Origin of the sequence: Nocardia sp. NBC_00508 (assembly GCF_036346875.1) — a bacterium.
Classification (GTDB): domain Bacteria; phylum Actinomycetota; class Actinomycetes; order Mycobacteriales; family Mycobacteriaceae; genus Nocardia.
Genome location: NZ_CP107852.1, coordinates 5,278,680 through 5,304,892, shown reverse-complemented (window position 1 = coordinate 5,304,892; position 26,213 = coordinate 5,278,680). Strand labels below are relative to the sequence as shown.

At 68.2% G+C, this 26,213-nt stretch carries 27 protein-coding genes, 1 tRNA gene and 1 pseudogene; 12 read left to right on the top strand and 17 right to left on the bottom strand.

Annotated features, from left to right (window positions below; genetic code table 11):
• Positions 1–87: 87 nt before the first annotated feature.
• Entirely contained in the window at positions 88–768 is a 681-nt protein-coding gene (locus tag OHA40_RS23685; protein ID WP_330229079.1) for a TetR/AcrR family transcriptional regulator, read from the bottom strand.
• 67 nt (positions 769–835) lie between these two features.
• Between OHA40_RS23685 and OHA40_RS23680 the strand changes: the two genes are divergently transcribed.
• Positions 836–1,945: an FAD-dependent oxidoreductase gene (locus OHA40_RS23680; RefSeq protein ID WP_330229078.1), complete on the top strand. Its 1,110-nt coding sequence runs from the start codon at positions 836–838 to the stop codon at positions 1,943–1,945.
• Positions 1,946–2,102: 157 nt separating this feature from the next.
• Here the strand turns inward: OHA40_RS23680 and OHA40_RS23675 are convergent.
• Together OHA40_RS23675 and OHA40_RS23670 are read right to left on the bottom strand one after the other, a co-directional pair.
• Positions 2,103–2,175, bottom strand: a tRNA-Ala gene (locus OHA40_RS23675).
• 400 nt (positions 2,176–2,575) lie between these two features.
• Positions 2,576–3,313 carry a DsbA family protein gene (locus OHA40_RS23670; protein WP_442943799.1) on the bottom strand — a complete coding sequence of 246 codons (738 nt, stop codon included), beginning with the start codon at positions 3,311–3,313 and terminating at the stop codon, positions 2,576–2,578.
• Positions 3,314–3,417: 104 nt separating this feature from the next.
• Between OHA40_RS23670 and OHA40_RS23665 the strand changes: the two genes are divergently transcribed.
• Complete coding sequence (locus tag OHA40_RS23665) at positions 3,418–3,816, top strand: GNAT family N-acetyltransferase (RefSeq protein WP_330229077.1); 399 nt, start codon at positions 3,418–3,420, stop codon at positions 3,814–3,816.
• A gap of 305 nt (positions 3,817–4,121) precedes the next feature.
• Here OHA40_RS23665 and OHA40_RS23660 read toward each other — a convergent pair.
• The 5 genes and pseudogenes from OHA40_RS23660 to OHA40_RS23640 all read right to left on the bottom strand — a co-directional run.
• Positions 4,122–5,390: pseudogene (locus OHA40_RS23660) on the bottom strand (MFS transporter); the annotation flags it as partial.
• Positions 5,380–7,023, bottom strand: a complete 1,644-nt coding sequence (pgm, locus tag OHA40_RS23655; RefSeq protein ID WP_330229076.1) for a phosphoglucomutase (alpha-D-glucose-1,6-bisphosphate-dependent) — start codon at positions 7,021–7,023, stop codon at positions 5,380–5,382. The gene pgm and the pseudogene OHA40_RS23660, both read right to left, overlap by 11 nt.
• Before the next feature lie 47 nt (positions 7,024–7,070).
• Entirely contained in the window at positions 7,071–7,289 is a 219-nt protein-coding gene (locus tag OHA40_RS23650; protein WP_330229075.1) for a hypothetical protein, read from the bottom strand.
• Positions 7,286–7,648, bottom strand: a complete 363-nt coding sequence (locus OHA40_RS23645; RefSeq protein WP_330229074.1) for a DUF190 domain-containing protein — start codon at positions 7,646–7,648, stop codon at positions 7,286–7,288. Before OHA40_RS23645 ends, OHA40_RS23650 begins: the two co-directional genes overlap by 4 nt.
• Positions 7,649–8,082: 434 nt before the next feature.
• The gene (locus OHA40_RS23640; RefSeq protein WP_330229073.1) at positions 8,083–9,582 is read right to left on the bottom strand and encodes an MFS transporter; all 1,500 of its coding nucleotides are present in this window, start codon (positions 9,580–9,582) and stop codon (positions 8,083–8,085) included.
• Between the two features lie 118 nt (positions 9,583–9,700).
• Between OHA40_RS23640 and OHA40_RS23635 the strand changes: the two genes are divergently transcribed.
• Both OHA40_RS23635 and OHA40_RS23630 read left to right on the top strand, forming a co-directional pair.
• The gene (locus OHA40_RS23635; protein ID WP_330229072.1) at positions 9,701–10,381 is read left to right on the top strand and encodes a TetR/AcrR family transcriptional regulator; all 681 of its coding nucleotides are present in this window, start codon (positions 9,701–9,703) and stop codon (positions 10,379–10,381) included.
• A 54-nt stretch (positions 10,382–10,435) separates the two neighbouring features.
• Positions 10,436–11,734 (top strand): D-arabinono-1,4-lactone oxidase, encoded by a 1,299-nt coding sequence (locus tag OHA40_RS23630; RefSeq protein ID WP_330229071.1) that lies wholly within the window; start codon positions 10,436–10,438, stop codon positions 11,732–11,734.
• Positions 11,735–11,773: 39 nt separating this feature from the next.
• On the opposite strand, the gene OHA40_RS23625 is transcribed toward OHA40_RS23630, so the two are convergent.
• Positions 11,774–12,520 carry an SIR2 family NAD-dependent protein deacylase gene (locus OHA40_RS23625; protein WP_330229070.1) on the bottom strand — a complete coding sequence of 249 codons (747 nt, stop codon included), beginning with the start codon at positions 12,518–12,520 and terminating at the stop codon, positions 11,774–11,776.
• Positions 12,521–13,125: 605 nt separating this feature from the next.
• On the opposite strand from OHA40_RS23625, the gene OHA40_RS23620 reads away from it, so the two are divergent.
• Together OHA40_RS23620 and OHA40_RS23615 are read left to right on the top strand one after the other, a co-directional pair.
• A complete protein-coding gene (locus OHA40_RS23620) occupies positions 13,126–13,539 on the top strand; it encodes an arsenate reductase ArsC (protein ID WP_330229069.1) in 414 nt (137 codons plus the stop codon).
• Between the two features lie 53 nt (positions 13,540–13,592).
• Positions 13,593–13,997 carry a VOC family protein gene (locus OHA40_RS23615; RefSeq protein ID WP_330229068.1) on the top strand — a complete coding sequence of 135 codons (405 nt, stop codon included), beginning with the start codon at positions 13,593–13,595 and terminating at the stop codon, positions 13,995–13,997.
• A 98-nt stretch (positions 13,998–14,095) separates the two neighbouring features.
• Here OHA40_RS23615 and OHA40_RS23610 read toward each other — a convergent pair whose 3' ends face one another.
• Positions 14,096–14,809, bottom strand: a complete 714-nt coding sequence (locus OHA40_RS23610) for a DUF6597 domain-containing transcriptional factor (RefSeq protein ID WP_330229067.1) — start codon at positions 14,807–14,809, stop codon at positions 14,096–14,098.
• A gap of 108 nt (positions 14,810–14,917) precedes the next feature.
• Entirely contained in the window at positions 14,918–15,427 is a 510-nt protein-coding gene (locus OHA40_RS23605) for a hypothetical protein (protein WP_330229066.1), read from the bottom strand.
• A 290-nt stretch (positions 15,428–15,717) separates the two neighbouring features.
• On the opposite strand from OHA40_RS23605, the gene OHA40_RS23600 reads away from it, so the two are divergent.
• The 4 genes from OHA40_RS23600 to OHA40_RS23585 all read left to right on the top strand — a co-directional run bounded on the left by OHA40_RS23600 (position 15,718) and on the right by OHA40_RS23585 (position 18,880).
• On the top strand, positions 15,718–16,656 hold the full coding sequence (locus OHA40_RS23600; protein WP_330229065.1) for a threonine/serine dehydratase: 939 nt from the start codon (positions 15,718–15,720) through the stop codon (positions 16,654–16,656).
• Between the two features lie 106 nt (positions 16,657–16,762).
• Entirely contained in the window at positions 16,763–17,311 is a 549-nt protein-coding gene (locus OHA40_RS23595) for a thioredoxin family protein (RefSeq protein WP_330229064.1), read from the top strand.
• Between the two features lie 60 nt (positions 17,312–17,371).
• The gene (locus OHA40_RS23590) at positions 17,372–17,887 is read left to right on the top strand and encodes an ester cyclase (protein ID WP_330229063.1); all 516 of its coding nucleotides are present in this window, start codon (positions 17,372–17,374) and stop codon (positions 17,885–17,887) included.
• Positions 17,888–17,959: 72 nt separating this feature from the next.
• Positions 17,960–18,880, top strand: coding sequence for a hypothetical protein (locus tag OHA40_RS23585; protein WP_330229062.1), 921 nt, complete (start codon positions 17,960–17,962; stop codon positions 18,878–18,880).
• On the opposite strand, the gene OHA40_RS23580 is transcribed toward OHA40_RS23585, so the two are convergent.
• Positions 18,877–20,067 (bottom strand): MFS transporter, encoded by a 1,191-nt coding sequence (locus tag OHA40_RS23580; protein ID WP_330229061.1) that lies wholly within the window; start codon positions 20,065–20,067, stop codon positions 18,877–18,879. The genes OHA40_RS23585 and OHA40_RS23580 overlap by 4 nt on opposite strands.
• 82 nt (positions 20,068–20,149) lie before the next feature.
• Here OHA40_RS23580 and OHA40_RS23575 point away from each other — a divergent pair, with 82 nt between their 5' ends.
• Complete coding sequence (locus tag OHA40_RS23575) at positions 20,150–20,590, top strand: MarR family winged helix-turn-helix transcriptional regulator (RefSeq protein WP_330229060.1); 441 nt, start codon at positions 20,150–20,152, stop codon at positions 20,588–20,590.
• 210 nt (positions 20,591–20,800) lie between these two features.
• Here OHA40_RS23575 and OHA40_RS23570 read toward each other — a convergent pair whose 3' ends face one another.
• Complete coding sequence (locus OHA40_RS23570) at positions 20,801–21,763, bottom strand: GlxA family transcriptional regulator (protein ID WP_330229059.1); 963 nt, start codon at positions 21,761–21,763, stop codon at positions 20,801–20,803.
• A gap of 153 nt (positions 21,764–21,916) precedes the next feature.
• Here OHA40_RS23570 and OHA40_RS23565 point away from each other — a divergent pair, with 153 nt between their 5' ends.
• Complete coding sequence (locus OHA40_RS23565) at positions 21,917–22,372, top strand: hypothetical protein (protein WP_330229058.1); 456 nt, start codon at positions 21,917–21,919, stop codon at positions 22,370–22,372.
• Positions 22,373–22,375: 3 nt separating this feature from the next.
• Here the strand turns inward: OHA40_RS23565 and OHA40_RS23560 are convergent, their stop codons facing one another.
• From OHA40_RS23560 to OHA40_RS23545, 4 genes are all read right to left on the bottom strand, one after another.
• The gene (locus OHA40_RS23560; protein ID WP_330229057.1) at positions 22,376–23,281 is read right to left on the bottom strand and encodes a universal stress protein; all 906 of its coding nucleotides are present in this window, start codon (positions 23,279–23,281) and stop codon (positions 22,376–22,378) included.
• Between the two features lie 95 nt (positions 23,282–23,376).
• Positions 23,377–23,766, bottom strand: coding sequence for a hypothetical protein (locus tag OHA40_RS23555; protein WP_330229056.1), 390 nt, complete (start codon positions 23,764–23,766; stop codon positions 23,377–23,379).
• A gap of 155 nt (positions 23,767–23,921) precedes the next feature.
• Positions 23,922–24,830 (bottom strand): EamA family transporter, encoded by a 909-nt coding sequence (locus tag OHA40_RS23550; RefSeq protein WP_330229055.1) that lies wholly within the window; start codon positions 24,828–24,830, stop codon positions 23,922–23,924.
• Positions 24,831–25,284: 454 nt separating this feature from the next.
• The gene (locus OHA40_RS23545; RefSeq protein WP_330229054.1) at positions 25,285–26,175 is read right to left on the bottom strand and encodes a helix-turn-helix transcriptional regulator; all 891 of its coding nucleotides are present in this window, start codon (positions 26,173–26,175) and stop codon (positions 25,285–25,287) included.
• Positions 26,176–26,213: the final 38 nt, after the last annotated feature.

Here is a 26,213-nt window from a genome sequence, read left to right as displayed (position 1 = left end):
CAGTGTGAAGTCGCGATTCGCGTCTGTTGCTGTCGGCTATCCACCTCGACCGCTGTTTCCTCCGGGCCGTGTGCACCACGCCTCCGCCTATCGCCGCATGTGGGCTTCGATGCCGTCGAGGAGGAAGTCGAGGCCGGTGCGGAAGGTTTGGTCGGCGTCCAGGTGGGCGCCGTCGCGTATGACCGTGGACAGCGCGGGGAATCGGCCAGTTGCGAAGGTCCGCTCCAGATAAGGCCCGAAGGCGGCCTGCCACTGCTGCTTGTCCATCCCGGTGGCCCGCTCGGCGCGCTGCTCGGTGATCTCCCGGCGCACCGCGCCGATCACGTACGCATTGACCGCGTCGACCACCGGCATGACGGTGTCCACGTCGACGTCGCCCATCGCGGCCACCACAGCCTCTCCTCTGGCCAGCGCGTGCGGCCCGAGCTGGGGCCGCCCACCGATCAGGTCGGCAAGCCATTCGTGCTGGTGAGCGGCCTGCCGGGTGGTTTCGGCAAGGGACCGTAGCACCTCTCGCCAACCGTCTCCGGCCGGTCGGATCTCGGCGTAGACCGCATCGACCATCAGGTCCAGCAACTCCTCCTTGGTGGCGATGTAGCCGTACAGCCGCATCGGCCCGACGTCCAGTGCGGCGGCAACCTTACGTAGCGACACCGCCGCCAGACCGTCCTCGTCGGCCAGCCGGATCGCCGCTCGCACGATCCGCTCCCGGCTCAATGGGGCAGGCACCGGTCGATCCGGCGGCTCCGGTCTCTCCCACACCAACATGCCGCTGACGATACATCGCATCCTGCGATACAGTGTATTGAATAATTCAGTGTATCGAAGGGCGACCATGACCATCACCATCGTCGGAGCCGGACTGGGCGGCCTGACCCTCGCCAGGGTGTTGCACGTGAACGGCATCGACGCCGTCGTGTACGAACGTGAACTCTCGCGCGGCGCGCGTGGTCAGGGCGGCATGCTCGACATACATTCCGGGCAGCGAGCACTGCGTGAGGCCGGCCTGATCGACCAGTTCCACGCGATCGCCCGCGGCGAAGGGCAGGACATGCGCCTTCTGGAGCCGGACGGCACCTTGCTGCTCCAGGAGGACACGCCCGACGACGCCCCGCTCGAGCGACCCGAGGTCGACCGCGCCGATCTGCGCAACCTGCTGCTGGATTCCCTCCCCGAAGACGTGGTGCGCTGGGGGCACGCGTTCAAATCCGCCGACAACGGCCTGCTGCACTTCGCCGACGGCAGCAGTACGACGTATGACCTGCTGGTCGGCGCGGACGGCGCGCAGTCCCGGGTCCGCGCGCTGCTCACCGACGCCCGCCCGGCGCATATCGGCCAGAACGTCGTCGAGGTCGGCATTCCCGACATCGACCGCACGCACCCCGACCTCGCGGCGATGGTCGGGCGCGGCAACTACTGGGTGCTCGGCAACGGACTATCCCTGGCGGCGCAGCGCAACGGCGACGGCCGCGTTCGCATCGGCCTCAGCTTCTATAACACCGCCGAGGACTGGTTCGCTACCAGCGGGATCCCGTTCGACGACCCGGCCGCCGCCCGGGCGCGACTGATCGACCTGCTCCCCGGCTGGGACTCACGGTTCACCGCGCTGATCGCGGCCTGCGACGACACGGTCGTGCCGCGGTCGATCACCACCCTCCCGGTCGGCCTGACCTGGCCGTCGACACCAGGCGTCACGCTGCTCGGCGATGCCGCGCACCTGATGCCACCGGTGGGAGAGGGTGCCAACATGGCGCTGCTCGACGGCGCCCTGCTCGCCCTCGCGCTGGCCGCGCACCCGGACGACTTTCCCGCCGCCGTCAAAGAATACGAACGCGAGATGTTCGAACGCACCAGCGCTGCCGCCCGGATGTCCGCACACATGCAGGAAATCCTGACGTCGCCGGACGCCAGCCAGAGAATGCTCGCATTCTTCCAGCCGAGCTGAAACGTAGCCGATTTCAGTCAGACAACCGGCCGTCCGGCCAGCGCGATCACCTGCGGTTCACTCGATGCCGAACATTCCACCGTGGGGATTTCGTGGGATTGCGACAAATAAAGCAGGTCAGGCCCGGTTAAAAACCGGGCCTGACCTGTGGTTTCTGTGGAGCTAAGGGGACTCGAACCCCTGACCCCCACACTGCCAGTGTGGTGCGCTACCAGCTGCGCCATAGCCCCTGATGGGTTGCGCTCCGGGCTTACCCGCCGCGCTTGAATGAAATTACACCACCAGTGTGTCGGCGACCAAATCGCCTCGATTCGGGGGCGACAAGACCAGGCTGATGAGCTATACTCGAACACATGTTCGAGAGTTGGCGGGGCGATAGGGCATCTCGAGGTGCGGTCTCGGGTCAGGGGGCCGGGTCGTGCTGTCGAGTGCGCGGGCCGGGTGTCGGCAGGTGGAGCCGACGCCCGGCCCATTGACCAACTGAAAACTCGGTGGTGGCGATCTCGGGGGCTGGGATGTCGGATCGGCCGTCGAGTGGGCCGGGGCGTCGGCGTGGTGGAGTCGGCGTCCCGGCCTTTCGTTGGATCGAGCAGATGTCCGCGCGCCAGGGCCGGCGGATGGATCAACTGATCAGTGGGTGAGTGAAATCACCCAGTTCTCGTCGTTGGCATCGATCTTGGTCGTGCCCTCGAAGACGGCGGGGGTGGCGGCGGAGCCGCCGAGTGCCGCGCCGAGTGCGGCGGTCTGTGCCATGGCCGTGGTGCGTGCGAAGTCGACCTTTGCGCCGGTCGTGATGCATTGCAGCACCGGTTCTGGAGCTCCGGCGTCCCGGGCGATGGCGGCGAGTGCTTCGTTGCTCAGGTCGCCGCCGCCCTCGCTGGGGCGCTTCGTGGTGAACAGCTCGGTGTGGAACTTCGAGTAGACCTGGCCCGAACCTGCTTCGGCCACACACTGATTCGCGGCGACGGCGCGCGTGGAGTAGTCCTTGCTCTGAGAGCGCGCGTCGAGGAAATTCACCAGGCGGTAGCGCACCGCGAGCGCGCCCTCATCGGTCTTCTGGGCGATTTCCTGGCCGTAGATGCGTTCCAGGTTGCCGCAGCCGGGGCACAGCGGGTCCTCGAAGAGGTCGATGGTCTTCTTCGCGTCCGGGCGGCCGAGCAGGATCGAGCCGTTCTGCTCGAGCACCGACTGCACCGCCGGGTCCCGCACCGGACCGTAGCCGTCGTTGCGGACAGTCGCTTCGTCCCGCCCCCAGCGGATCGCCACGATCACGATCAAGACGATCAACGCGAGGGCAACCGCACCCAACGCATAGGTGGTCGTATTGGACATCGGCCGCGGCGTGTAGTTCGAACGAGATTCGCTCACATTGACACTTTGCCCCACCGAACCTTCCCGGCCACCGCCGGGCGGTACATCCGCAAAGGGCAGGTATGGAGATTCCATTCATCACTCCGCAGAGAGGATGCCGCATGATCGCGGAGCTCCGCATCCGCTTCCCTGTAGACGACGAGATGCTCTCGCGGCTCCACACCGACGCATTCGGCGGTGACCACGTGCTGAGCCCTTGGAAGGCGCGTCTGGAACGGCACAGCAGATCGTGGGTCGGCGCATTCGTCGGCGATCGGCTTGTCGGGTTCGTGCACGCGGTCTGGGATGGAGGTCGGCATGCCTTCCTCCTCGACACCATGGTCGACCCGGGACTCCAGCATCAGCGCATCGGAACCAGCCTGGTCACGGCCCTCGTCAGCGACCTACGCGAACTCGGTGTCGAGTGGCTGCACGTCGACTACGAACCACACCTCAACGGTTTCTACCGCGACACGTGCGGTTTCCGAACCACCGACGCGGGCCTGCTGCGACTGAACTGACATCGAGATTCGTTTCACCGGGTGCGGCCGGTTCGTGGGGCGGGCCGCCGGCGTTTGCGACGAGAGATCGCACGACGCGGAGTGGCCGGTGACGCATCCGATTCGGCAACTGCCATGCCCGGCACGGCCACTGCCGCCCGGAAATCGGCTCCTACCGCTCGGGGATCACCCCCGTGCTCACCGCCGACTGCCGCAGGCTCACCTGCCACCTCTCCGGGATCAAGCAAGGGGTCGCACGTCAGAACTCCCGAACCACGCACCGCCGTTCCGGACTCGGCTCCAATCCGCACCGGTCCCGCCGACGCACCGGACGCGTCGCTCGAGGCGTGGTCGACCGACGTCGGCTGAGGTTCACTTCCGAGCCGGTCCGATGGGGTTTCCGCGTGGACTGGACGGCGGCGCAGAGGCTCCGGGACGACCGCCCAGACGATCGCGGCTACGGCGAGCAGTGCACCGGTCGCACCGAGGGCGAGTTCGTAGGACACCTGCTGCGCGAGAGCCCCGACCGCAACCGGGCCGACGACGGTGCCGAGGTCGGCGGCCATCTGGAAACCGGCCAGCACGGGGCCGCCGCGTGCCTTGGGACCGATGATGTCGGCCACCGCGGCCTGCTGAGTCGGGGTGAACATCCCGGAACCGAGTCCGGCGAGGAACGAGGTGGCCAGCAGCAACGGCAAGCTCGTCGCCATGCCGAGCCCCGCGGTGCCCGCCGCGCACACCAGTGAGCCGACGATCACGAATGGTTTTCGGCCCCACCGATCGGACAGCCGTCCTGCGGCGAACAGCACCGCGACGTTGCCCGCCGCGAATACCGTCAGCGCGACACCCGCCATGCCCGGCGCCTGGTGCAGGACTTCCACGACGAGCAGCGGCACCAACGCCATCCGCACACCGAACACGGCCGCGCCATTGGCGAAGTTCGACAGCAGCACCGCCCGGTACTCCGGCCGCGCCCACCCCTCCCGGAACGACATCATGCGGACCCTGCCGACCGGCTCGGGCGCGGCCAACGCGGAATTCCGCAGGCTCAGGTGCACCGCGACGCTCACGACGAGCAGCGCGACCGCGTAGATCACGAACGGCCACCGCAACCCGAGGCCGGACAACCCGCCGCCGACCAGCGGACCGCTCACCGAGCCGACCAGGAAGCTGGTCGACCACAGTCCGGATACCCGGCCGCGCTGTTCCGGCGGAGACATCCGGATGACCAGTGCCAGCGACGACACGGTGAACATGGTCGACCCGATTCCCCCGAGCGACCGCAACACCATGAGCTGCCAATAACTTTGCGCCAGCGCACTCGCTCCGGTGGACAGCGCGACGATCAGCAGCCCACCGAGGTACACCGACCGCTCCCCCAGCCGCTGCACCAGTCGCCCGCTCACCGGCGCGAACAGCAACCGCATCAGGGCGAACGCGGAGACGATCGCCGAAGCGGCCGCCACGCCGACGCCGAACCCGCGCGCGAACTGCGGCAGTACCGGGGCGACCAGACCGAACCCGATGGCGATGACGAACGCGCCCCCGACCAGCACCCAGATCTCGGTGGGCAGGGGCTTGGATCTACCCGTCACCGGACAGCGCCCGCCCGACCAATTCCTCCGCGGCCGTCTGCACCTCGACCAGGTGCTCGGGGCCGTGGAACGACTCCGCGTAGATCTTGTACTTGTTCTCGGTGCCGGAGGGGCGCGCGGCGAACCACGCGTTCTCGGTGGTCACCTTGAGGCCGCCCAGGGGCGCGCCATTGCCTCGCGCCCTGGTGAGCACGGCGGTGACCGGTTCTCCGGCGATCTCCTTCGTGGTGATCATGTCCGGAGTCAACTTCGCGAGCAGCTGTTTCTGTTCCGCGGTGGCGGGTGCGTCGATGCGCGCGTAGGCGGGGCTGCCGTAGCGACGTTCGAGTTCGACGTAACGCGCCGAGGGACTCTGCCCGGTGACCGCGGCGATCTCACCCGCCAGCAGTGCCAGCAGAATGCCGTCCTTGTCGGTGGTCCACACGGTGCCGTCCATCCGCAGGAACGACGCGCCCGCGCTCTCCTCGCCGCCGAAAGCGATGCTGCCGCTGAACAACCCGGGCACGAAGAACTTGAATCCGACCGGCACCTCGTGCACGTCCCGGCCGAGCACGGAGACCACCCGGTCGATCATGGACGACGTGACCGCGGTCTTGCCGATCTTGGTCAGCGCATCCCAGCCCATCCGGTTGGCGACCAGATATTCGATGGCCACCGCCAGGAAGTGGTTCGGATTCATCAATCCGCCGTCGGGCGTGACGATGCCGTGGCGGTCGGCGTCGGCGTCGTTGCCGGTGGAGATGTCGTAGTCGTCCTTGATCGCGATCAGCGAAGCCATCGCGTAGCGCGAGGACGGGTCCATCCGGACCTTGCCGTCACTGTCGAGCGTCATGAACCGCCAGGTGGGATCCACGAACGGGTTGACCACCTCGAGTTCGAGGTCGAAGCGCTGACCGATCTCCTCCCAGTAGTCGACGCTGGCGCCGCCCATCGGGTCGGCTCCGAGCCGGATGCCCGCTCCGCGGATGGCGTCCAGGTTCAGCACATTGGGCAGATCGTCGACGTAATGGCCGAGGTAGTCGTAGCGTTCCACGCCGGTTTCCAGTGCGCGCCGCAGCGTGGTGTGTTTGACCTCGGCCAGCCCGCCCAGCAGCAGTTCGTTGGCGCGAGCGGCGATGGCGTCGGTGGCCGTGTTGTCGGCCGGGCCGCCGTGCGGCGGGTTGTATTTGAAGCCGCCGTCGCGCGGTGGGTTGTGCGACGGGGTGACCACGATGCCGTCGGCCTGGTGCCTGGCGCCGCCTCGATTGTGGCGCAGCACAGCGTGACTCAGGGCCGGGGTGGGGGTGTACCGGTTGCGCGCATCGATCACCGTGGTCACGTCGTTGGCGGCGAGCACCTCGAGCGCGGTGGTCCACGCGGGCTCGGACAGCGCATGGGTGTCCCTGGCCAGGTAGACCGGTCCGGTGATGCCGCGGGTGGCGCGGTATTCGACGATCGCCTGGGTGATCGCCAGGATGTGCGCCTCGTTGAAGGCGCTGTCCAGGCTGGAACCGCGATGTCCCGAGGTACCGAACGCCACCCGCTGGGCCGGATCCCGCACATCGGGGACGCGGCTGTAGTAGGCGGTCACCAGGTGTGCGATGTCCTCCAGATCGGTGGAACGCGCGGGACGCCCGGCTCGATCGTGGGCCATGCTCGGGTCTCCCTTCCGGATCGGCTGCGCCCGGCTCGTCATCAGAATCATGTCCACGACCGCCTGGTCGCCGCCGACCCCGCGTCGATCACGTCGGCCACCAGCCGGATCCTCTCGTAGCCCGACGTGCTGACCGTGGCGCGCCGCAGGTCAACTCTCGCGGCGCTGCGATGGCCGGGCCGCGCCGAACCGACAATGGTAACGGTCGACGGCCCTTGTGGCATCGACGCGTCGAAATCCGCTGGTACGCCGCACGGTACTGTCATCGCTCACCTTCCTGCCACAGTTCCACCGGTGCCAGCGTGACGTTGACCGACTCGAGCAGTTCGGCGTTCTGCTCAACGAACGCGCGCAGCCGTTCCGGCTCGTCCACCAGCACGAGCATCAGCGGAAGATGGTCGGCCACATCCAGGAACCGGGTGGTGTGGACGTGCGAGGACGCGCCGTATCCCTCGATGCCGCGCCACACACTGGCACCCGCGAGCCCGGCGTCCCTGGCACGCCGCACGACCTCGTGGTACAGGGGCGTGTGCCGCCACTTGTCGTCCTCATCGAGCAGCACGGTGAGCCGTGCCGCGGGCCGCCACTGTCCCGCTGCGCGAGAACCCGTTTGCGGACCATTCACTGCCTGACCCCCTTTCGTCGTGCCGTTCCCGTCGATCGCCGAGCCGAACCAGGTAGCCGCCGTGCATGCCCCGCGCCGGGCTTCGACGCCCCGGCTACGCCACCGCCACTCCCCTGGGCGGACGAGAGCGAGGAGCACCGCGCCCGATCCGAGGAGTCTACGAACCTCGCGGGTGGAGTGGAGAGGGTGGTGCCGCCGCAGCGTACGCCGGTGCCCCAGAAGGGGACGTAGCAGTCTCTTGGCTACCCACGTCGCGGCGGCCGGAATCATCGGGATTCCTATTGCAAAGCATCCCACGACAATTACGACGCGGTCGGACAGGGCCCTCTCCTGCGGCAGGACGGGACTACTCACAGACAAGCGGCCGCCGCTCCTACGACGGGGTCGCGGGAGCGGCGGCCGCTGCTGTCCGGCGCCGGATCGGCGCCCTGGCGTCAGTGGGCCAGTACCGGCTCACCCTCGGCGGGCACGGGCACCGTACTCGGCATGAGCACCGCGGTGAGGAGGCCGCCTGCCACGAAGATCGCGGTGGCCCACCAGAAACTGGTGGTGTAGCTCTCGATCGCGGACTGGGCGATGGTCAGCGGATCCGGATTCCGGGCGGACAAGTAGTCGGTGGCCGCGGAGGCGGCGATGGTGCTGAGCAGCGCCGTGCCGATCGACCCACCCACCTGCTGGCTGGTGTTGATCATGGCCGAGGCCACGCCCGCGTCCTCGTGCCGCACACCCGAGGTCGCACCTTGGAAGGCGGTGGCCATCGCGCCGCCGAGGCCGAGACCCAGCAGGATCAGGGCAGGCAGGATGTGCGTGGCGTAGCCGGTGTCCAGACCGATCCGGGTCAACCAGAGCATGCCTGCCGCCGCGATCAGGAAGCCGCCGCTGACCACGATTTTCGGTCCGATCTTCGGCAGCAGCAGCGACGGGGTGGTGGTGGACGAGGCGATCATCGCGGCGACCATCGGCAGGAACGCCACACCGGTCATGATCGGCGAGTAGCCCAGCGTCAACTGCATGTAGTAGGTGAGGAACAGGAAGATGGCGAACATCCCGATGCCCATGACGAAGACCGTCAGGTAGGACGTACCGCGCGTCCGGTCCAGCACGATCCGCACCGGAAGCAGCGGATGCGCCACCCGGGTCTCCAACCAGGCGAACACCGCGAGCAACGCGGTTCCGCCGATCAGGAAGGCGAGGGTGACACCGTTGCTCCACCCGTCCGATTCCGCGTGCGAGAACCCGTAGACGATGCCGAACAGGCCCGCGGTGACCACGACGGTGCCGGGAATGTCGAGCTTGGGCCGCTCGGTGCTCGCGTGCTTGGCCAACAGCAGGACCGCGCCGACCAAGGCGACGGCCGCGAAGGCCAGGTTGACGAACATCACCCAGCGCCAGGACGCCCACTCGGTGAGCGCGCCGCCGAGCAGCAGGCCGATGGCGCCGCCGGTACCGGCGACCGCGCCGAAGATGCCGAACGCCTTCGCCCGCTCGGACGGTTGGGTGAAGGTCACGGTGAGCAGCGACAGGGCGGCGGGCGCCAGCAGCGCGCCGAAGACGCCCTGGCCGACGCGTGCCGCGACGAGCATCTCGAAGCTGGTGGCCGCGCCACCCACCGCGGAGGCGACCGCGAAACCGACCAGGCCGACGTTGAAGGTGTTGCGCCTGCCGAACAGGTCACTGAGACGTCCGCCGAGCAGCAGAAGGCTGCCGAACGCCAGCGCGTACCCGGTGACCACCCACGAGCGGTCGCCGTCGCTGAAGCCCAGGTCTTGCTGCGCCGCGGGTAGCGCGATGTTCACCACGGTCGCATCGAGCACGACCATCAACTGTGCGACGCCGAGGACGGCGAGCACCCACCAGCGCAGCGCGTGCGAACCGCGCCTGCCGCTTCCCGTTTTCTCTGGGGCGGGCGCCCCACGGTCGATCGCGGTAGTCATATGTCCCCTTTGTCTCGAAGCCCTTCATCCGGAGGCACCACCTCCGCTTAATGTAGAAGCTATCACCATAACGGAGACAATGCCTCCACTTAATCCCGAGCATTGATAGAATGGCTATGTGAATCACGCCACGGTCGCCTCTCCACCCCGGCGCCTGCGGGCCGATGCCGCGCGCAATCAACAGCGGATCATCGCCGCAGCGCGCGAACTGTTCGCCGACCACGGACTCGAGATCACCCTCGACGACGTGGCCGAGCGCGCGGGCGTGGGCGTCGGCACGGTCTACCGCCGCTTCGCGAACAAGAAGGAACTGATCGTCGAAGTCTTCGATCAGAACCTCAGCGATTTCGCCGATGCCGCCGACGCCGCCTACCGACATCCGGATCCCTGGTTCGGACTGGTCGAGTTCTTCGAATACGCCTGTCGGCACATGGCGACCAACCGCGGGTTCAGCGAGGTGATGCTCGAACTGGAGGACGACGACACCGACCGCTTCGTCGTCGTGCGTGATCGAATCAAGCCCACCGTGGCGGCCATCTGCGCACGAGCGCGCGACGCGGGGGTCCTCGCCGAGGGCATCGAGCCGTCGGACTTCTTCGCGCTCGTGCACATGGTCGACGGCATCGCCGAGTTCGCCAAACCGGTCAATCCCGATGTATGGCAGCGATATATGGCCATCATGCTCAACGGCGCGCGCGCGGACGGCACGCCGCGCCAGCATCTCGTCGTCCCGCCGCTGACCGACGAGGAAGTCGAACAGGCCAAGCAGCATCTCACTTGCGGGAATCGCAAGCGGTAGCGAAATCACACCATAAGTAGCGCGCGTCAGGATTACTCCCGTAGAGTTGGTCACATGACCAATTCGTGGGTGAACTGGGCCGGAGATCAGCAGTGCGCGCCCGCGATCCTCGCCACGCCGCGTTCGGTCGAGGAACTGGCCGATCTGCTCGCCTGCGCCGAGACCGAAGGACAGACCGTGCGCGTGGCGGGCACCGGTCACTCGTTCACCGACACCGTCCTCACCGACGGCATGCTACTGAGCCTGGCGCGGCTGAACCGCGTTCTCGACGTCGACCGCGCGACCGGCCTCGTCCGCGTCGAGGCGGGCATCACCCTGAACGCCGCCAGCACCGCCTTGCACGAGCACGGCCTCGCTTTTCCGAACCTCGGCGACATCGACGTGCAGACCGTGGCAGGCGCCGCCGCCACGGGCACCCACGGCACCGGCGCGAAATTGCAAAACCTTTCCGCCGCCTTACATTCCGTGGAATTGATGCTCGCCGACGGCAGCCGGGTCGAGCTGAACGAGCAGACCGACCCGGACGGCTGGCGCGCGGCACGGGTCGGCCTCGGAGCCCTGGGCGTGGTCACCGCCGTGACGCTGCGAATGGTGCCCTCTTTCGTGCTGGAAGGCATCGAGCGCCCGGTTCCCCTGGAAGACGTACTCGCCGACCTCGATTCGTTCGTCGACGGCAACGAGCATTTCGAGTTCTACATGTTCGCGCACAGCAGGCTGGCGATGACCAAGCGCAACAACCGTGTGACGCTGCCCGAGCGGCCGCGCGCCAAGAGCGTCGACTGGTTCACCGACATCCTGATGTCCAACTATCTCTTCGATGCCCTGTGCAAGCTGAGCCGCAGCCGGCCGCGCCTGGTCCCGTTGATCCATCGCAGCGCCGCCTACGCCGGCAGCTACCGGCGCCAGGTGAACCGGTCCTACCGCGTGTTCGCGTCGCCGCGGCTGATCCGCTTCACCGAGATGGAGTACGCCATCCCGCGCGAGCACTCGGCCGACGCCATCCGCGAGATCAAGGAACTGGCCACGCGATTCGACACGCCGATGCCCATCGAGGTGCGGTGGGTCGCACCCGACGACGCGTTCCTCTCCCCCGCGGGCGGCCGCGAAACCTGCTACATCGCGGTACACCAGTACCGGGGCATGGAGTTCGAGTCGTACTTCCGTGCCTGTGCAGCGGTTTTCGATCGCTACCAGGGACGACCGCATTGGGGCAAGCGCCACTTCCAGACCGCCGCGACCTTACGCGACCGCTATCCCGACTGGGATCGGTTCGCCGAGGTGCGTCGTCGCCTCGACCCCAAGGGACGTTTCGCCAACTCCTACCTCGATCGGGTGCTCGGCCCGGTGGGCTGAACCGAATTCGCTGCGCACAGTCCGGTCCGGACCGCGCGATCAGGCGCCGAGTATCTCGGATACGAGGCGGGGAACGGCGATTCCGATGGGCTCGCGGATGAGCTCGGTGGCCAATTCGTCATACGGCGTCGGCTCGGCGTTGACTATGACCAGATCGGCGCCGCCCCGCACGGCGATAGCGCACATCGACGCGGCGGGCTCCACCTGCAGCGACGTTCCGATGGCCAGGAAAATATCGCTCGTCTCCGCGGTGATGGCGGCTTTGGCCATGCTGCGGCGGTCCATCTGCTGGCCGAACATGATGGTGGCCGCCTTGAGGATGCCACCGCAACCGGGACACCGCGGGTCGGGTTCGCCCGCGGCCACGCGCTCCAGCGTGGCGGCCATCGTGGTCTGGTATTCGCATTCGATGCAGACCACGTCGAACATGTTGCCGTGGATCTCGATCACCCGCTCCGGCGAGGATCCCGCCCGCTGGTGCAAGCGGTCGATGTTCTGCGTGATGATGGTGACCGCTCGGCCGGCCCGCTCCAGATCGGCCAGCGCATTGTGCGCCGGGTTGGGCACGGCCTGCCACGCCGGATTATCACGCCTGGCCAGCCAGGCGCGCTTCCGCAAGTCCGCGTCGGACACATAGTTCTGATAGGTGGAAAGCAGTTCGGCGATCGGGTCTTTCGTCCACACCCCGCGGGGGCCGCGAAAATCCGGGATTCCGGAATCGGTCGAAATTCCCGCGCCGGTGAGCACCCCGATCCGGCCGGTACGACTACGCCACTCGGTCGTCATATCTGCCAGCGTAAGGGCAGGCGCGGGACGCAGCAGGGATAGGCGATGAGAGATTGATACTGTTATCATCTCATTATCTTGAACTCGGTCGATCAAGGGAGATCACCATGACCGCAAACTCCGCGCACTCGGGTGGTCGATCGCGCGAATCGTCCCGCTGCTGCCGGAGCGGCTGCGTTACTTCCCGATCGCCTACGAAGCACGCCGCCTCGAACGCGACCGGCAACGACTGCGCAAGATGATCGATATGCGTCCGCTCTGAGCTGCCGCGCGGACGTGGACGCGCGTGCCGGACACCTCGGTACGCAAAGGCGTCAGCGACCGGCACTCGGCCGGGGCAGCAAACACCGCGACATCACCGCCCGCTCCGCCACACCGGGCGGCCGACATCTCGCAAGTGCTGTGCTGCAGCGACTTCGGGGCCGATGACCTGCGATCTTTCTGTGCTTCCTCGCGCCGACGCGCGGCCCGGGGTAACGGTGAGCGGCGCGCTGGTATACGTATTGCGTACGCTACGACAGCGTTTCGGCTCCACCACCACACCGGACGACCTGTCCGGCGGCCAGCACATGCAGGCTCCACCCTGTTCATCGAAAGGCGTTCGCATGTCCCACAAGCCCAGTGTGCTGTTCGTCTGCGTGCACAACGCGGGCCGCTCGCAGATGGCTGCCGGGTTTCTCACCGCGCTGGCCGGGGACCGGTTCGACGTGCGATCCGCGGGCAGCGAACCCGCCGAGACGCTCAACCCGACCGTGGTCGACGCCATGGCCGAGATCGGCATCGACATCTCCCGCCACACCCCCAAACCGCTCACCATGGACGCGGTCGGCATTTCCGATGTCGTGGTCACGATGGGTTGCGGGGACGCCTGCCCGTTCTTCCCCGGCATCAGCTACCGCGACTGGGTGCTGCCGGACCCTGCCGGCCAGACCATCGACGTGGTGCGCACCATCCGCGATCGCATCCGCATCCTGGTGGAGAACCTGATCGGCGAGCTGGTCCCCGCGCCCGCGCGCTGAAGCTGTCCGATTCGTTCAAGACCGTCCGTCGCACCACTGCCTACCCTGCCGGTATGACTCCACGACTCGACGTCATCGGCATCATCGTCACCGACATGGCCGCCTCGGTGGCCTTCTACCGCCGTCTCGGCCTCGACTTTCCCACGGGCGCGGAAGGCGAAGGGCACGTCGAGGCCGCCCTCCCCAATGGCCTGCGGCTCACGCTGGACACCGAGGCCGTCATCACGTCGTTCCACTCGGAGTGGACGCCGCCAACCAGCGCGGGCCGCCTCGGGATCGCGTTCCGCTGCGCCGACCCCGCGGAGGTCGACGCCGTCTACGCCGATCTCGTAGGCGCCGGGTACCACGGCGAATTGAAGCCGTGGGACGCCTTTTGGGGGCAGCGGTACGCGGTGGTGCTGGATCCCGACGGCAATGGCGTCGACCTGTACGCCGCTCTCCCGACGACTGCCGGATAACGGCCTGTCGGTGCCGCTGTCGAAAGTCCGCCCGGCTCGGTGCGCCGGTGGCTTCGATCGCGACCGTGGGCGGCCCAGCTGCGCTCGAATCGACGCGGCTAGGACCGGGCGAGCAACGCGCCCAATGGAAGCCCGGCCAGTGCGCGCACCTCCCGGGACAGGTGAGCCTGGTCGGCGAACCCGGTGAGCATCGCGGTCTCCGCGAGCGGGACGCCGCTGCGCGCCGACGCCAGCGCGCGCTGCATGCGCAGCACCCTGGCCAGGGTCTTGGGACCGTAGCCGAAAGCGGCCAGCGAGCGCCGGTACAGGGTCCGCTCGCCCAGCCCGGCCGCGTCGGCAACCGCCGCCACCGGGCAACCGGCGTTCAGCGCGGCGACCACTCGCCGCATGAGCGGATCGGCCCGTCCGGCTTCGGTCGCCCGCCGCAGCACGATCCGTTCCAGCGCCACGCCCTGATCGTCGGCGGACTCGAGCTGACCGATCAGCGACCTGACCGCCGCCGATGGCCACAGATCAGCGAGATCGACCCGCTGGTTCAGCAGGTGGTGTGCTGGGACGCCGAGCAGTGCGGGCGCGGTACCGGGAAAGAATCGGACGCCGATGTACCTGCCGCCTTTCGACTCGGCAGGGTGGTAGGCACGGGTGTCCGGACCAGCGACGATCAGGCGCCCGTTCATCCAGATCAGGTCCATGCACCCATCCGGCAGCACGGGTAGCGCCGATGTGCGGTGGTCGACGGTTCTGGTCCACAGCACAGCGCCCTCGTACCGCGACCTCCTCTCGCGGTAATCGCCCGCGGCGACATCGTTCACGCCGCCGACGCTACTCCGGCCCACCGACAGAACCACGGCACCGCGGCCAGGCTGTACCGCCCCGCCTCGGCACGGGCGGCCTGAGCGGACCGTTCGCGGTCGCTCGGATCAGCGATTCGGCGGGGGGATCGGGACGATTCCGCGTGGGACGACCCTGAGGTACGGATGGGGATGGGCCGCGGCGATTTTCGATGCCGAATCCTTGCAAGCGACGGTGACGTCGCCGTTCGGTGCGGAGGAGAACGTCCACAGCGTCATCCATTCCGTCCCGCCGACCATCTCGATCTTCTTCACGTCCGACGAACGCAGATCTTCATTCCGTCCAGAACTATCGGTAACCGTGCAGCGAATACCGTTGGCGGCCTGACCCCACGCGGCTGGCGCCCGGATATCGAGCACTGCGTCGGCGGGCACCGCGATCTTCTTCGTGTCACCGAGCAAAACCCGGACCACGCCACCCGGTTCATCGTGGTCGCGCGCGGCTGTCGTCGTCGCCGTGCCGCTCGCGGCAGCGATCGCGCTCGTCGATGTCGATACCTCGCTCGCAGGCGTGTCGTCGGAACACCCCGCCGCGGTGACGGCCAACAGCGCGGGAAGCGCCAGCCAGCTCAGTTTCACGGTCAGACCTCTCGTCGCGCCCCTCGCCAGGCGATTGGTTCGGATCAGCCAGAGCACTGAGCATGACAACGTCGACAGGGAAAATCCTGCCTACACGCCGAGTGAATCGGCAATTGGACCGCAATCGTCCGAATCCGCATCGGGATCGCGCTTTTCCCGCGACTCGTTCCGCCGCGGCCACGCGCGCTCCGAGAAGGCATTGCCCCTGGCGTCGCCGGGTCCGCATAGTGTGTCGAGGCCCGCGCCACCTCGCACGACGGCGGCGGCGAGACCGTATCCCGAGGAGCGTTATGGAACTGACCCACAGCGACGTGAAAGCCGCGGCCGAACGACTGACGGGCCGGGTCAGACCGGTCGCCCTGGCGCAGGCGGACAGTACCGGCGAGCTGTGGTTCGCGCTGGAGTTCCTGCAGCACACCGGAAGCTTCAAAGCCAGGGGCGCGCTCAACTTCCTGCTCACCCACCGGGAGAACGGCACGCTGCCGCCGGTGGGCGTGACGATCGCCTCGGGCGGCAACGCCGGGCTGGCCTGCGCGTGGGCGGCCCGCGATCAGGGGATTGGAGCGACTGTGTTCCTGCCGACCACGGCGCCACGGGTCAAGGTGGACCGACTCACCTCCTATGGCGCCGAAGTCCGGCTGGTGGGTACTCAATACGCGGACGCGCTCGCCGCCAGCCGTGAGTTCGCCGACGCAACGGGCGCGCTGCTCTCGCACGCCTATGACAACCCGCTCATCGCGGCAGGCGCAGGGACGCTCATGACGGAGATCCACGAGCGGATCCCGGATCTCGGCACCGTCGCCGTGGCGGTCGGCGGAGGCGGGTTGTTCTCCGGAGTCGCCACCGCCGCCGATCGCCACGGCGTCCGCACCGTCGCCGTGGAGCCCGCCCGATGCTGTGCTCTGCACGCCGCGATCACGGCGGGACAGGTCGTCGACGTGGAGGTCGACTCGATCGCCGCCGACTCGCTCGGCGCACGGCGGGCCTCGCAGATGGCGCTGGCGGCCGCGCGGCAATACAACGTGGTCTCGGTGCTGGTCGAGGACGCCGCGATCGTCGCGGCCCGGCGCCTCCTGTGGCAGGAGCGCCGTCTCGCGGTCGAGCACGGCGCCGCGACCGCTCTGGCCGCGATTCTGGGCGATGAACCGGCGTTCCGGCGCGCCCCCGGCGAGCGGGTGTGCGTAGTCCTGTGCGGGGCGAACACCGATCCCTCGGACCTGGCCGGGTAGGATCGTCCGCCACGCCGAGCGACGGTTCATCGGCGTATTTCCGACGAATCGGACGACACGGGGTTAGGCTCCCGCTGTCGTCTTCGATCCCGACGGAAGGCACACCATGGCGCATACCTCTCTCATGGTGCCCCTAGGCACCGCACTACCCGATTTCTCGCTTCCCGACCTCGACCAGCGGATCTACTCCCGCGAGGACTTCGCGGGCGGACCGGGTCTGCTGGTGGTCTTCGCCTGCAACCACTGCCCCTACGTCAAGCACATCGAGGCGGCGCTCGGCGAACTGGTCGACTCGCTGCCGTCCATGCCGACCGTGGCGATCTGCAGCAACGACGCGGCCGCGTACCCGGACGACGCGCCGCTGCGGCTGCGCGACCAAGCGATCAGGGCCGGCTGGACCTTCCCCTACCTCGTCGACGAGGACCAGCAGGTCGGACGGGCATTTCGCGCAGCATGCACGCCGGACTTCTTCCTCTACGACGCGAACCTCGAACTCGCCTACCGCGGCGCCTTCGACGAATCGACCCCGGGCAACGAAAAACCGTTGACCGGCAACGACTTGCGTGCCGCTGTCGAGGCCGTGCTGGACGGCAAGCCCGTCCCGGAACCGCACCGGCCCAGCATGGGTTGCTCGATCAAATGGCGGGACGCCTGAAACCCTTCCTGCCCGGCCGAGATGTGCAAGCGCAACCGCATCACGAAGGGATGACCGCCGGTGACGAATCCAGCTGACCCGGGCACAGTCGCGCGCCGCTACATCGAGGCGATCGGCGCGCAGGACTGGGAGACCGTCGCGCAGTGCTGGCAACCCGGCGCGCCGGACGTGTTCGTCGGCGTCGCGGACCTGCGCGCTCCCGACGAGATCGTGGCCTTCTTCCGCGATGTCCACGCCGCGCTGCCCGACCTGACCATGGACATCCTCTCGGTCACCGCGCAGGACGAGCGCGCCGTGGTGCACTGGCGGATGTGGGGCCGATTCGACGGCACCGCGCCGCTCATCGGGCTGGCACCGAACGGAAGGCGGCTGGACATCCTCGGCACCGATGTTTTCGTCGTTCGCGACGGGCTGATCGTGTCGAACACCGCGATCGTCAACGGACTCGACCTCGCCCGGCAGCTCGCCGTTCTTCCCGCGCAGCACTCGATCGCCGAGCGAGTGCTGTTCGGGCTCGCCAATTCGATTGCCCCACTGGGCAAAGCGATCCGCGCCCGGAACCGGCCCGGAAGTTAGTCCTACCGCTGCCGATTCGGCCGCGATGAGGGACACTGTCGAAGACACCGGGGACACGGAAGGGGTGGGACGTTGGCGACGATCGTCCTCGTACACGGCATCGCGCAGGAACAGGAATCGGCCGACACGCTGGAGGCGCGCTGGCTGCCCGGACTCGCGGGCGGAGTGCGCAACCACGGCGCACCGGAACTCGCGGATCGGTTGTGGCGCAACGACTCTCCCGGGGACATCACGACCCGGATGGCGTTCTACGGCAACATGTTCCTGACCGAGGGCGCCCAGGGCACCGGGGCCGAGCTCGACGACGCGCAACTCGACCTGATGGAGGCACTCGCCGCCGAATGGCTGGCGACGGCGGCCGTGCACGCCGGCGACGCACGCGACCGCGCGACCGCCCGCCGGCTCGGCACTCCCCCGCCGCCGGACGCCGTGGCGCAGGGAGCGCAGGCAACACTGCGGCCCGCGCTCAACGCGCTGATGCGTTTGCGCTGGTTCGCGCCGTTCGGTTTCGGGCTGGCGCAGAAGTTCGTCGTGCGGGCCCTGTCCCAGGTCGCCTGCTATTTCACCGACGACGCGGTCCGGGCGTATGCCCAGCAGCAGGTGCTCGATCGCGTCGGTCCCGACACCCAGCTGGTCATCGCGCATTCCCTCGGCAGCGTGGTCGCCTACGAGGCCCTGCACCGCACCGACCACCCGGTGACCCTGCTGACCATGGGGTCGCCACTCGGGCTGCGTACCGTCATCTACGACAGGTTGCGCCCGCAGCCGTGCACCGTGCCGAAACCGGTCACGGGCTGGCACAACTTGGTCGACGAGGACGACCTCGTGGCCGCTCACCTCGACCTCGCCCAGTTCTTTCCGCCTTATCCCGGCTCGGCCGTCACCCCCGTCACCGAGCAGCACTTCGACAACGGCGCGTCGCCGCACGACTCCACCAACTATCTGACGAAAGCCGTCACGGGCGGCATCGTCGCCAAAGCTCTTGGGCATTAACGGTTCTCGAATTCCGGCTGCCCGGCTGGTTCACCGTGCGACTCGACCCGACGGTCGCGCCACAACAGATACCCGGCCACCGCCACCCCGCAGCCGGTCATCGCCGCACCCACCGGATAGAGCGAGCGCAGGCCCGCGCCATCGCCGATCACCCAGCCACCGATCCGGCCCGCACCCGCCGCGGCGAGCTGGAATGCCGACGCGTTCACGGCGACCGCCAAGGTCGGCGCGGCCGCGGCCGTGGCCACTACCCGCGCCTGCATGCCGGGAATGATCGCGAAGGCCAGTGCGCCGAGAACGAAAGTCAATGCGGCACCGGCGATCCGGTTTCCACCCGCCAGCCAGAACAGGATCAGCACCCCGGCGAGTGCGGCCAGCAGCCCGGTCACCGAAGGCAGCAACGCCCGGTCGGCGAGCTTGCCACCGACCTGGTTGCCGAGAACGGCGCCGAGGCCGTAAACCAGCAGCAGAATCGGCACCGCGCCCGCGGTGAAGCCTCCGACCTCGGTCAGCAGCGGCGTGATGTAGGTGAAGACCATGACGACACCGACATTTCCGACAGCGGTGAGCGCGATCGCCCCCAGCACGTCACGATCGGTGAAAACGCGCAATTCACTTCCGACCGAACTCGCCGCGGAACCCGGCTGCTTCGGCATGAAGCGCAGCACCAGCGGCAGCGCGGCAGCGGCGCAAAGCGCGACGGCAATGAAAGTCGCTCGCCAGCCCAGACTTTGACCGATGGCCGCACCGAGCGGAGTGCCGAGCACGATGCCCAGATTCATGCCGAGAGCGACGCGCGCCACCGCGGTGGCCTCGGCGCCCGGCTGGGCGCTCGACACCGCGGTGGCGATCGCGACCGCGAAGAAGGTGGCGACGACCGACCCCGCCGCAGCACGCATGGCAAGCAGCACAACGTAATTCGGTGCGAGAGCCGAGCCTAGATTGGCCAGTATCGAGATCGACACCAACCCGACGACCAATGGCTTGCGCGCCACCTTCGCGGTCAGCACCGTCACCACCGGACCACCGATGATCATGCCGATCGCATACGCCGTCACCAACGTCCCCGCGGACGCAACGGAAACCGCCAAACCGCCCGCGACCTCGGGCAGGATGCCCGCGATCACGAACTCGCCGGTGGTGAGGCTGAACACCACGAGCATCAAGGAAAACACCGCGGACCGCATCACACGCCTTCCAGATAGTTATAACTCGAATGATTTGAATTAGAACTATCACAGTTCGAATCGAAGCGCTAGACTCGGAGCAATGACGCGGCAGCCCGATCCCGTGGTGGACACCGACCTCGACCGCGACGTGTGCAAACTGGTGCACCAGTTCACTCACCGGCTCGACGTGCACGTCCGCCGCGTCGCCGAACAGCTCGAACTCACTCCCTCGCAGGTGATCGCGCTGCGCGAACTGTCCGAGCCGATCACCGCCAGGGAGCTGGCGGCGCGGATGGCATGCGAGCCCTCCAACGCGACATTCGTGCTGGACCGGCTGGAGCAGCAGACCTTGATTCGCCGCGAGCCACACCCCACCGACCGCCGCGCCAAGCAAATCGTGCTGACCCCAGCCGGTCAGCGCCGACGCGATGACGCGCTCGAATTGCTCGGCGCGAACTCCCCCTTGATCTCGCTCACCGAATCTCAGCAGCAGGCGCTACGCGATCTGTTGCTCACCATGGCCGCCGACACCAAGGGCTGACCGGGAAGCCCGACCCGCATCGGTCCGTGACGGCCCTGACCGCGCCTCGGCGCGCCCCTCCGGACGGCTAATGGTCATCCTGCGACAGGTGGGCTTTCGCGTCCTCGTAGGTCCCGATGGGCGCCGCCTCGGCGCGGGTGTAGACCAGGGTGGAGCGCGCCGGTTCCGAAGGTCCGCGAGAACGCCTCGGCCCCCACCGGTTTCGTGCACCTACCCCGGGCGGTCCGCGCCGGAGCCGTGGAAGGCCGCTCGGTAGCTGTGCGGACTGGTGCCGACCACCCGTTTGAAGCGATCGCGGAACGCGGTCGGTGAGCCGAATCCGACCTGGCCCGCGATCCGGTCGACCGGGTGGCTGGTGGCTTCCAGCAGGTGCTGGGCCTGCCGGATACGCGCACGCAGCAGCCACTGCAACGGCGTCGTTCCGGTGTGCTCGCGGAAGCGGCGGTTCAGCGTGCGGGTGCTCATCCCGGCGTGCGCGGCGATGTCGTCGAGGGACAGATCCTTCGCGGCGTTGTCCTGGATCCACCGCAGCACCGGCTCCAGTGCCGAACCGCGCGGCGCCGGCGGCTGGTCGTGCACGATGAATTGCGCCTGTCCCCCTTCCCGCTCCAGCGGGACGACCGACTTCCTGGCCGCGTCGGCGGCGACCGCCGAGCCGTAGTCGCGGCGAACCAAGTGCAGGCACATGTCGATGCCCGCCGCCGCCCCCGCCGAGGTGAGCAGCGATCCGTTGTCCACGTACAGCACGTCGGGGTCCACCTCGATGTCCGGATAGCGGGCGGCGAGTTCCGCCGCGGCGAGCCAGTGCGTTGTCGCGCGGTGACCGTCCAGCAACCCGGTCGCGGCGAGGATGAACGCGCCGGAGCAGATCGAGGCGAGGCGGGTGCCCGCGGCCGCGGCCCGGCGCAACGCATCGATCACCTCGTCCGGCACCGGCAGGCCGAGGTTCGCGCAACCGGGCAGAATGATCGTGTCCGCCTCGGGCAGAGCCCCGAGTCCCCAGGGCGCCCGCAATGTGAACACTCCCGCGTCGACCGTCGATCGAGCCGCGCAGACCCGCACGCGATAGGCGGGCCGACCATCTGGGAGCTGGGTGCGACCGAACACCTCGACGGGCGTGGCCAGATCGAACGCGATCACCTGGTCAAGGGCTAGCACGGCCACGGTATGCATGGCCATAGCATAGTTATTCGGTCGATTCCAGCCAATGTCTTCCAGCTGGCATCCTGCAATATCCCCCAGTTCATAGCCGTTGGCGAGAATTGACCGATATGTGGCAGTTCCGCCAGTTCCTCTGGCACGTCGTTCTGGCTATTCTCGACCGCCGTGACGAAGTTCCTACTCTCGGTTCATGTGCTCGCCGCGATCATCGCGGTCGGCCCGGTGACGGTGGCGGCCAGCATGTTTCCGGCCACCACTCGCCGTGCGCTCGCCGCCACCGCAACCGACCACAGCCCCGCCGTCCTCGGCACCTTGCATCGCATCTGCCGGGTCTATGCCCTGATCGGCATCGTTGTTCCGGCGTTCGGTCTGCTCACCGGGCTCAGCCTCGGCGTGCTCGGCGACGCCTGGGTGATGGTGTCGATCGGGTTGACCGCGGCGGCGGCGGGCGTGCTCGCGCTGCTCGTGCTGCCTGGCCAGCAGAAGATCCTCGCCGACCTCACCGGCACCACCCCGGCACTGATCCGCCGCCTCGCCATGGACACCGGAGTGTTCAACCTGCTGTGGGCGGTGGTCACCGTCCTGATGATCGTGCGTCCTGGCTCGACGACCGGGGCGTGAGGCTCAGTCGGGCAAGTGCAGGATCGGTATCGTGAGGTCGCGAACGATCATGATCGGACACTCCACCGACAGCAGCAGCGCCTGACTCGTCGAGCCGAAGAGCATGCTGGCGAACCCGCCGCGACCCCGGCTGCCGACCACGAGCAGCTGCGCCTGCTCGGAACGGTCGAGCAAACAGCGTTCGGGGCGATCGGTCACTATCTCGCGGTGGATCTCGACATCGGGAAACCGCTCCTGCCATCCGGCCAGGCTTTCCGCGAGCACGATCTGTTTCTCGGCATCGGCCGCGAGATCGCCGCCCGCCACCGGCAGTTCGACACCGGTCCACACATGCAACGCCAGCAGCGGCACGCCTCGCGCCGACGCCTCGTGCAGCGCCGCTTCGATGGCGGGTTCGCTGATTTCGGTGCCGTCGACGCCGACGACGATCGGCTGCTTCCTGGCTTCCCGCGTGAGTGGCGCGCCCTCCCGGACCACGACCAGCGGGCAGTGCGCCCGCCGGGCCAGCGCCGCGCTGACCGAGCCGAGCAGGGCGCGCCGCATAGTGCCGCGCTCGCGGGTACCGACCACCATCATCCGTGCCCCGCCGGTGCGGTCCAGCAGTGCCGGACCGACCGGTTCGTGCACCAATTCGGTGGTGACCTCGATATCGCGCAGGCCGCGGACCGCGATCAGCGCCTCCTGGGTGGCCGTGTCCAGGACCCAGCGCCCATGGCCTTCCATTCGCGCGTAGTCGGTGCTCGTCAGCGGTTCGGTGATGCCGGGCCCGTAATCGGCGACGGGATCGAGGACGTGTACGAGGCGCAGCGGCGCCCGATGCTGCGCGGCAGCCTGCGCCGCCCACGCGACCGCCGCCGCCGATCCAGCGGACCCGTCCACACCGGCCACGATCGGTCCATTGGTTCGCATGATCACTTCCTTCCGGGAGGAAAGGTCGAGCTCAGCACCGCCCAATCGACACTACCGGGGCGTAGGGCATGGAGGGAGCGAGCCGCAGGGCTCGGTCAACCGCCGAAAACGGCGCAGGCGTAGCCCAGGTGGACTCCGTTGCCCACCTCGAGATCAATGCTCGCCACGAAGGGCGCGTCCGGCTCCTGCACCGCACTGACGGTGTGCCGGCCGGGAGTGGCGGGCACCCAGGTGATCAGAGCGACGCCCCCGGAGGGGCTGACCACGCCGAAGGGAACACCGTTGTCGTAGAAGACGACCGGTGCGACGACGTCGGTCACGGTTGCCCGCGCGGTGTACGTGCAACCCGTTCCATAGTTCGTCGCCAACCCGAAGTTGATGCCCGGATACATCCCGACCTGCGTCACCGTGGCTCCCGCCGCAGGCATGGCACCTATCGTGACGGCCGCCCCGAATACCGCCGCCGCGGCAACTCGCACTCGCATCCGGTGGTCCTACCCTTCGCTCTCGGTTCTGCGCCGGGCACGCGCACCGGCGAGACACACTTAGATCCTCACTCTCCCGCACCCCCGGCGGGGTGCGAACCGCCGAACACGGACCGAACATCGACCTCCGCCTCGGCCGTGGCGGGCGACGCGGTTCAATTCTTCGCGTCGGTCCGCGTCGCACCCGCGGACGCCGCGACCACGCACGCCACGCCCGCCCACTGTCCGAGGTTCATGACCTGGCCCAGCACGACCAAGCCCGCGACTGCCGCGACCGCGGGCTCCAAGCTCATCAGCACGCCGAACACGCGGGGTGAAATCCGCCGCAACGCTTCCAACTCCACGGAGTACGGCAGCACCGACGACAGCATTGCCACCGCGAACCCGGCGGCGAGCACGGCCGGCTGCAACAGCGCGGTCCCCGCATCCAGAATGCCGACCGGCAGCATGATCACCCCACCGAACGCCATGGCCAGCGCCAGCCCGCCCCCGCCGACGGTTCGCTCGCCGAGGGCGGCGCTGAGCAGGATGTATCCCGCCCAGCACGCCGCGGCGGCCAGCGCGAACAGCACTCCGACCCAATCCACGTCGCCGTCCGCCCTGGTCAGCAGCAGCACACCGGCACCGGCCAGCACCGCCCACACCGGATCGATCCAGCGCCGCGACCCCGCCAGGGCGACCGTCAGCGGTCCGAGGAACTCGATCGTCACGGCCATTCCGAGCGGAATCCGATCTATCGCCGCATAGAACGAGAGATTCATCAGTGCCAGGACCGCCCCGTACCCCAGAACCACCGGCAGCGCGCCGCGCTCGACTCGCAGCGACGAGCGCCAAGCCAGCAACAGGACGACTCCGGCGAACACCAGCCGCAGCGTGACCGCTCCGCCCGCGCCGGTCACCGAGAACAGCTGCTTCGCCAGCGCCGCCCCCACCTGGACACTGACGATCCCCGCCAGCACCAGTGCCGTCGGCGGCACGCCACCCAGCCCCTGCGCGGTGACCGAACGCCAGACCGACCCCCGTGTGATCCCGCGCCCTGCCCGCTCGAAGTCGATCGCTACCACGCCCACCTCCGTCGTACTCGGCCAAGACTTCCAGCACACCCGATCACGCGGGTACGACAGGACCAACCGCGTTGTGCCCAGGCCGGAAGACCTCGTTCGTCGAAGCCTCGCAGGCCCGGCATCAGCTGCCTCGAAGCTATGCGATTCGGAAAGCGCGGACGCCGGTATCGAGTTCGTCGGTCTCGGACAGCGTGATCCGCACCCTGGCCCGTGCTGCATCTACCCAGTAGAGACAACTCGAGCTGGTTGCCGGGCTCGATTCGAGCCTGTTGCGCTCGACCGCAATTCCAGCGCCCTTGCTCGTCGGCAGCCGCCGGGACCAGCTGCCACGACGCCAACTCCGGACTGCGGCGACCCGCGGACCAGTGACAACGATCGGCGACCACAACACCGACAAAGTCGGGTGCGCCCGGCTCCGCTCGCACGGCGACAGCGCGGCGAATTGCCCTTCAGCTCAGTGCTTTTGGTCGTAGGCGCCGAGTTGCCCGGCGGCACGTTGCTCGTCCCCGGCCTCGTCGGAGGCACTATCCGCGATCAGGCTGCCGAGCAAAACCAGGGAACGTTCGGAGGGGGAGCCCGGTTCCGCGTGGTAGGCGATGAGCAATTGCCCCGGCGCGCCGTTCACCGTGAGCGTTTCGTAGGAGAGGGTCAGCTCGCCGACCATCGGGTTACGGAACCCTTTCACCCCCGCGGTCTTCACCCGGACGTCGTGACGCGCCCAGAGCTGCCGGAACTCCTCGCTCTTCAGCGACAATTCCCCGACCAGTTCGGTCAGGCGCGGATCGTCCAGGTCGGCTCCCGCGGTCGCCCGCAGGCTCGCCACCGTATCGGCGGCGATGGTGGGCCAGTCGGAGTAGATGTCGCGCGCCGCGGGATCGAGGAAAATCATGCGCACCTGGTTGACCCCGGGAACCGAGCACGAGTTGACGGCCTCGGCCAGCGGGTTCGCCGCCAGCACGTCCAGGTACCTGCCGAGCACCAGTGCGGGCGTGTGCGGCCACGCGTTCATCAAGCGCAGCAACCCGGGCGCGACGCGTTCGGGACGGCGCGGCCCTCTGGTCCGTTTGACCATGGGCCGCGCCAGCTCACGCAGATGCGCGGTGCCTTCCTCGTCCAGCGCGAATACCCTTGCCAGCGCCGCGATGACCTGCTCGGACGGGTGCCTGTCGCGCCCCTGCTCCAGCCGCACGTAGTAGTCGGCGCTCACGCCCGCGAGCAGGGCGATCTCCTCGCGACGCAGCCCGGCGACCCGCCGCTGACCGCCGCCGGACATCCCGAAGTCCTCCGGTCGGGCCAGCTCGCGGCGCGCCCGCAAGAACGCGCCCAGTCGATTGTCGGAGTCCATGATCCGAGCGTAGGCGAGCCGCGCGGCGGCTGGGTGGC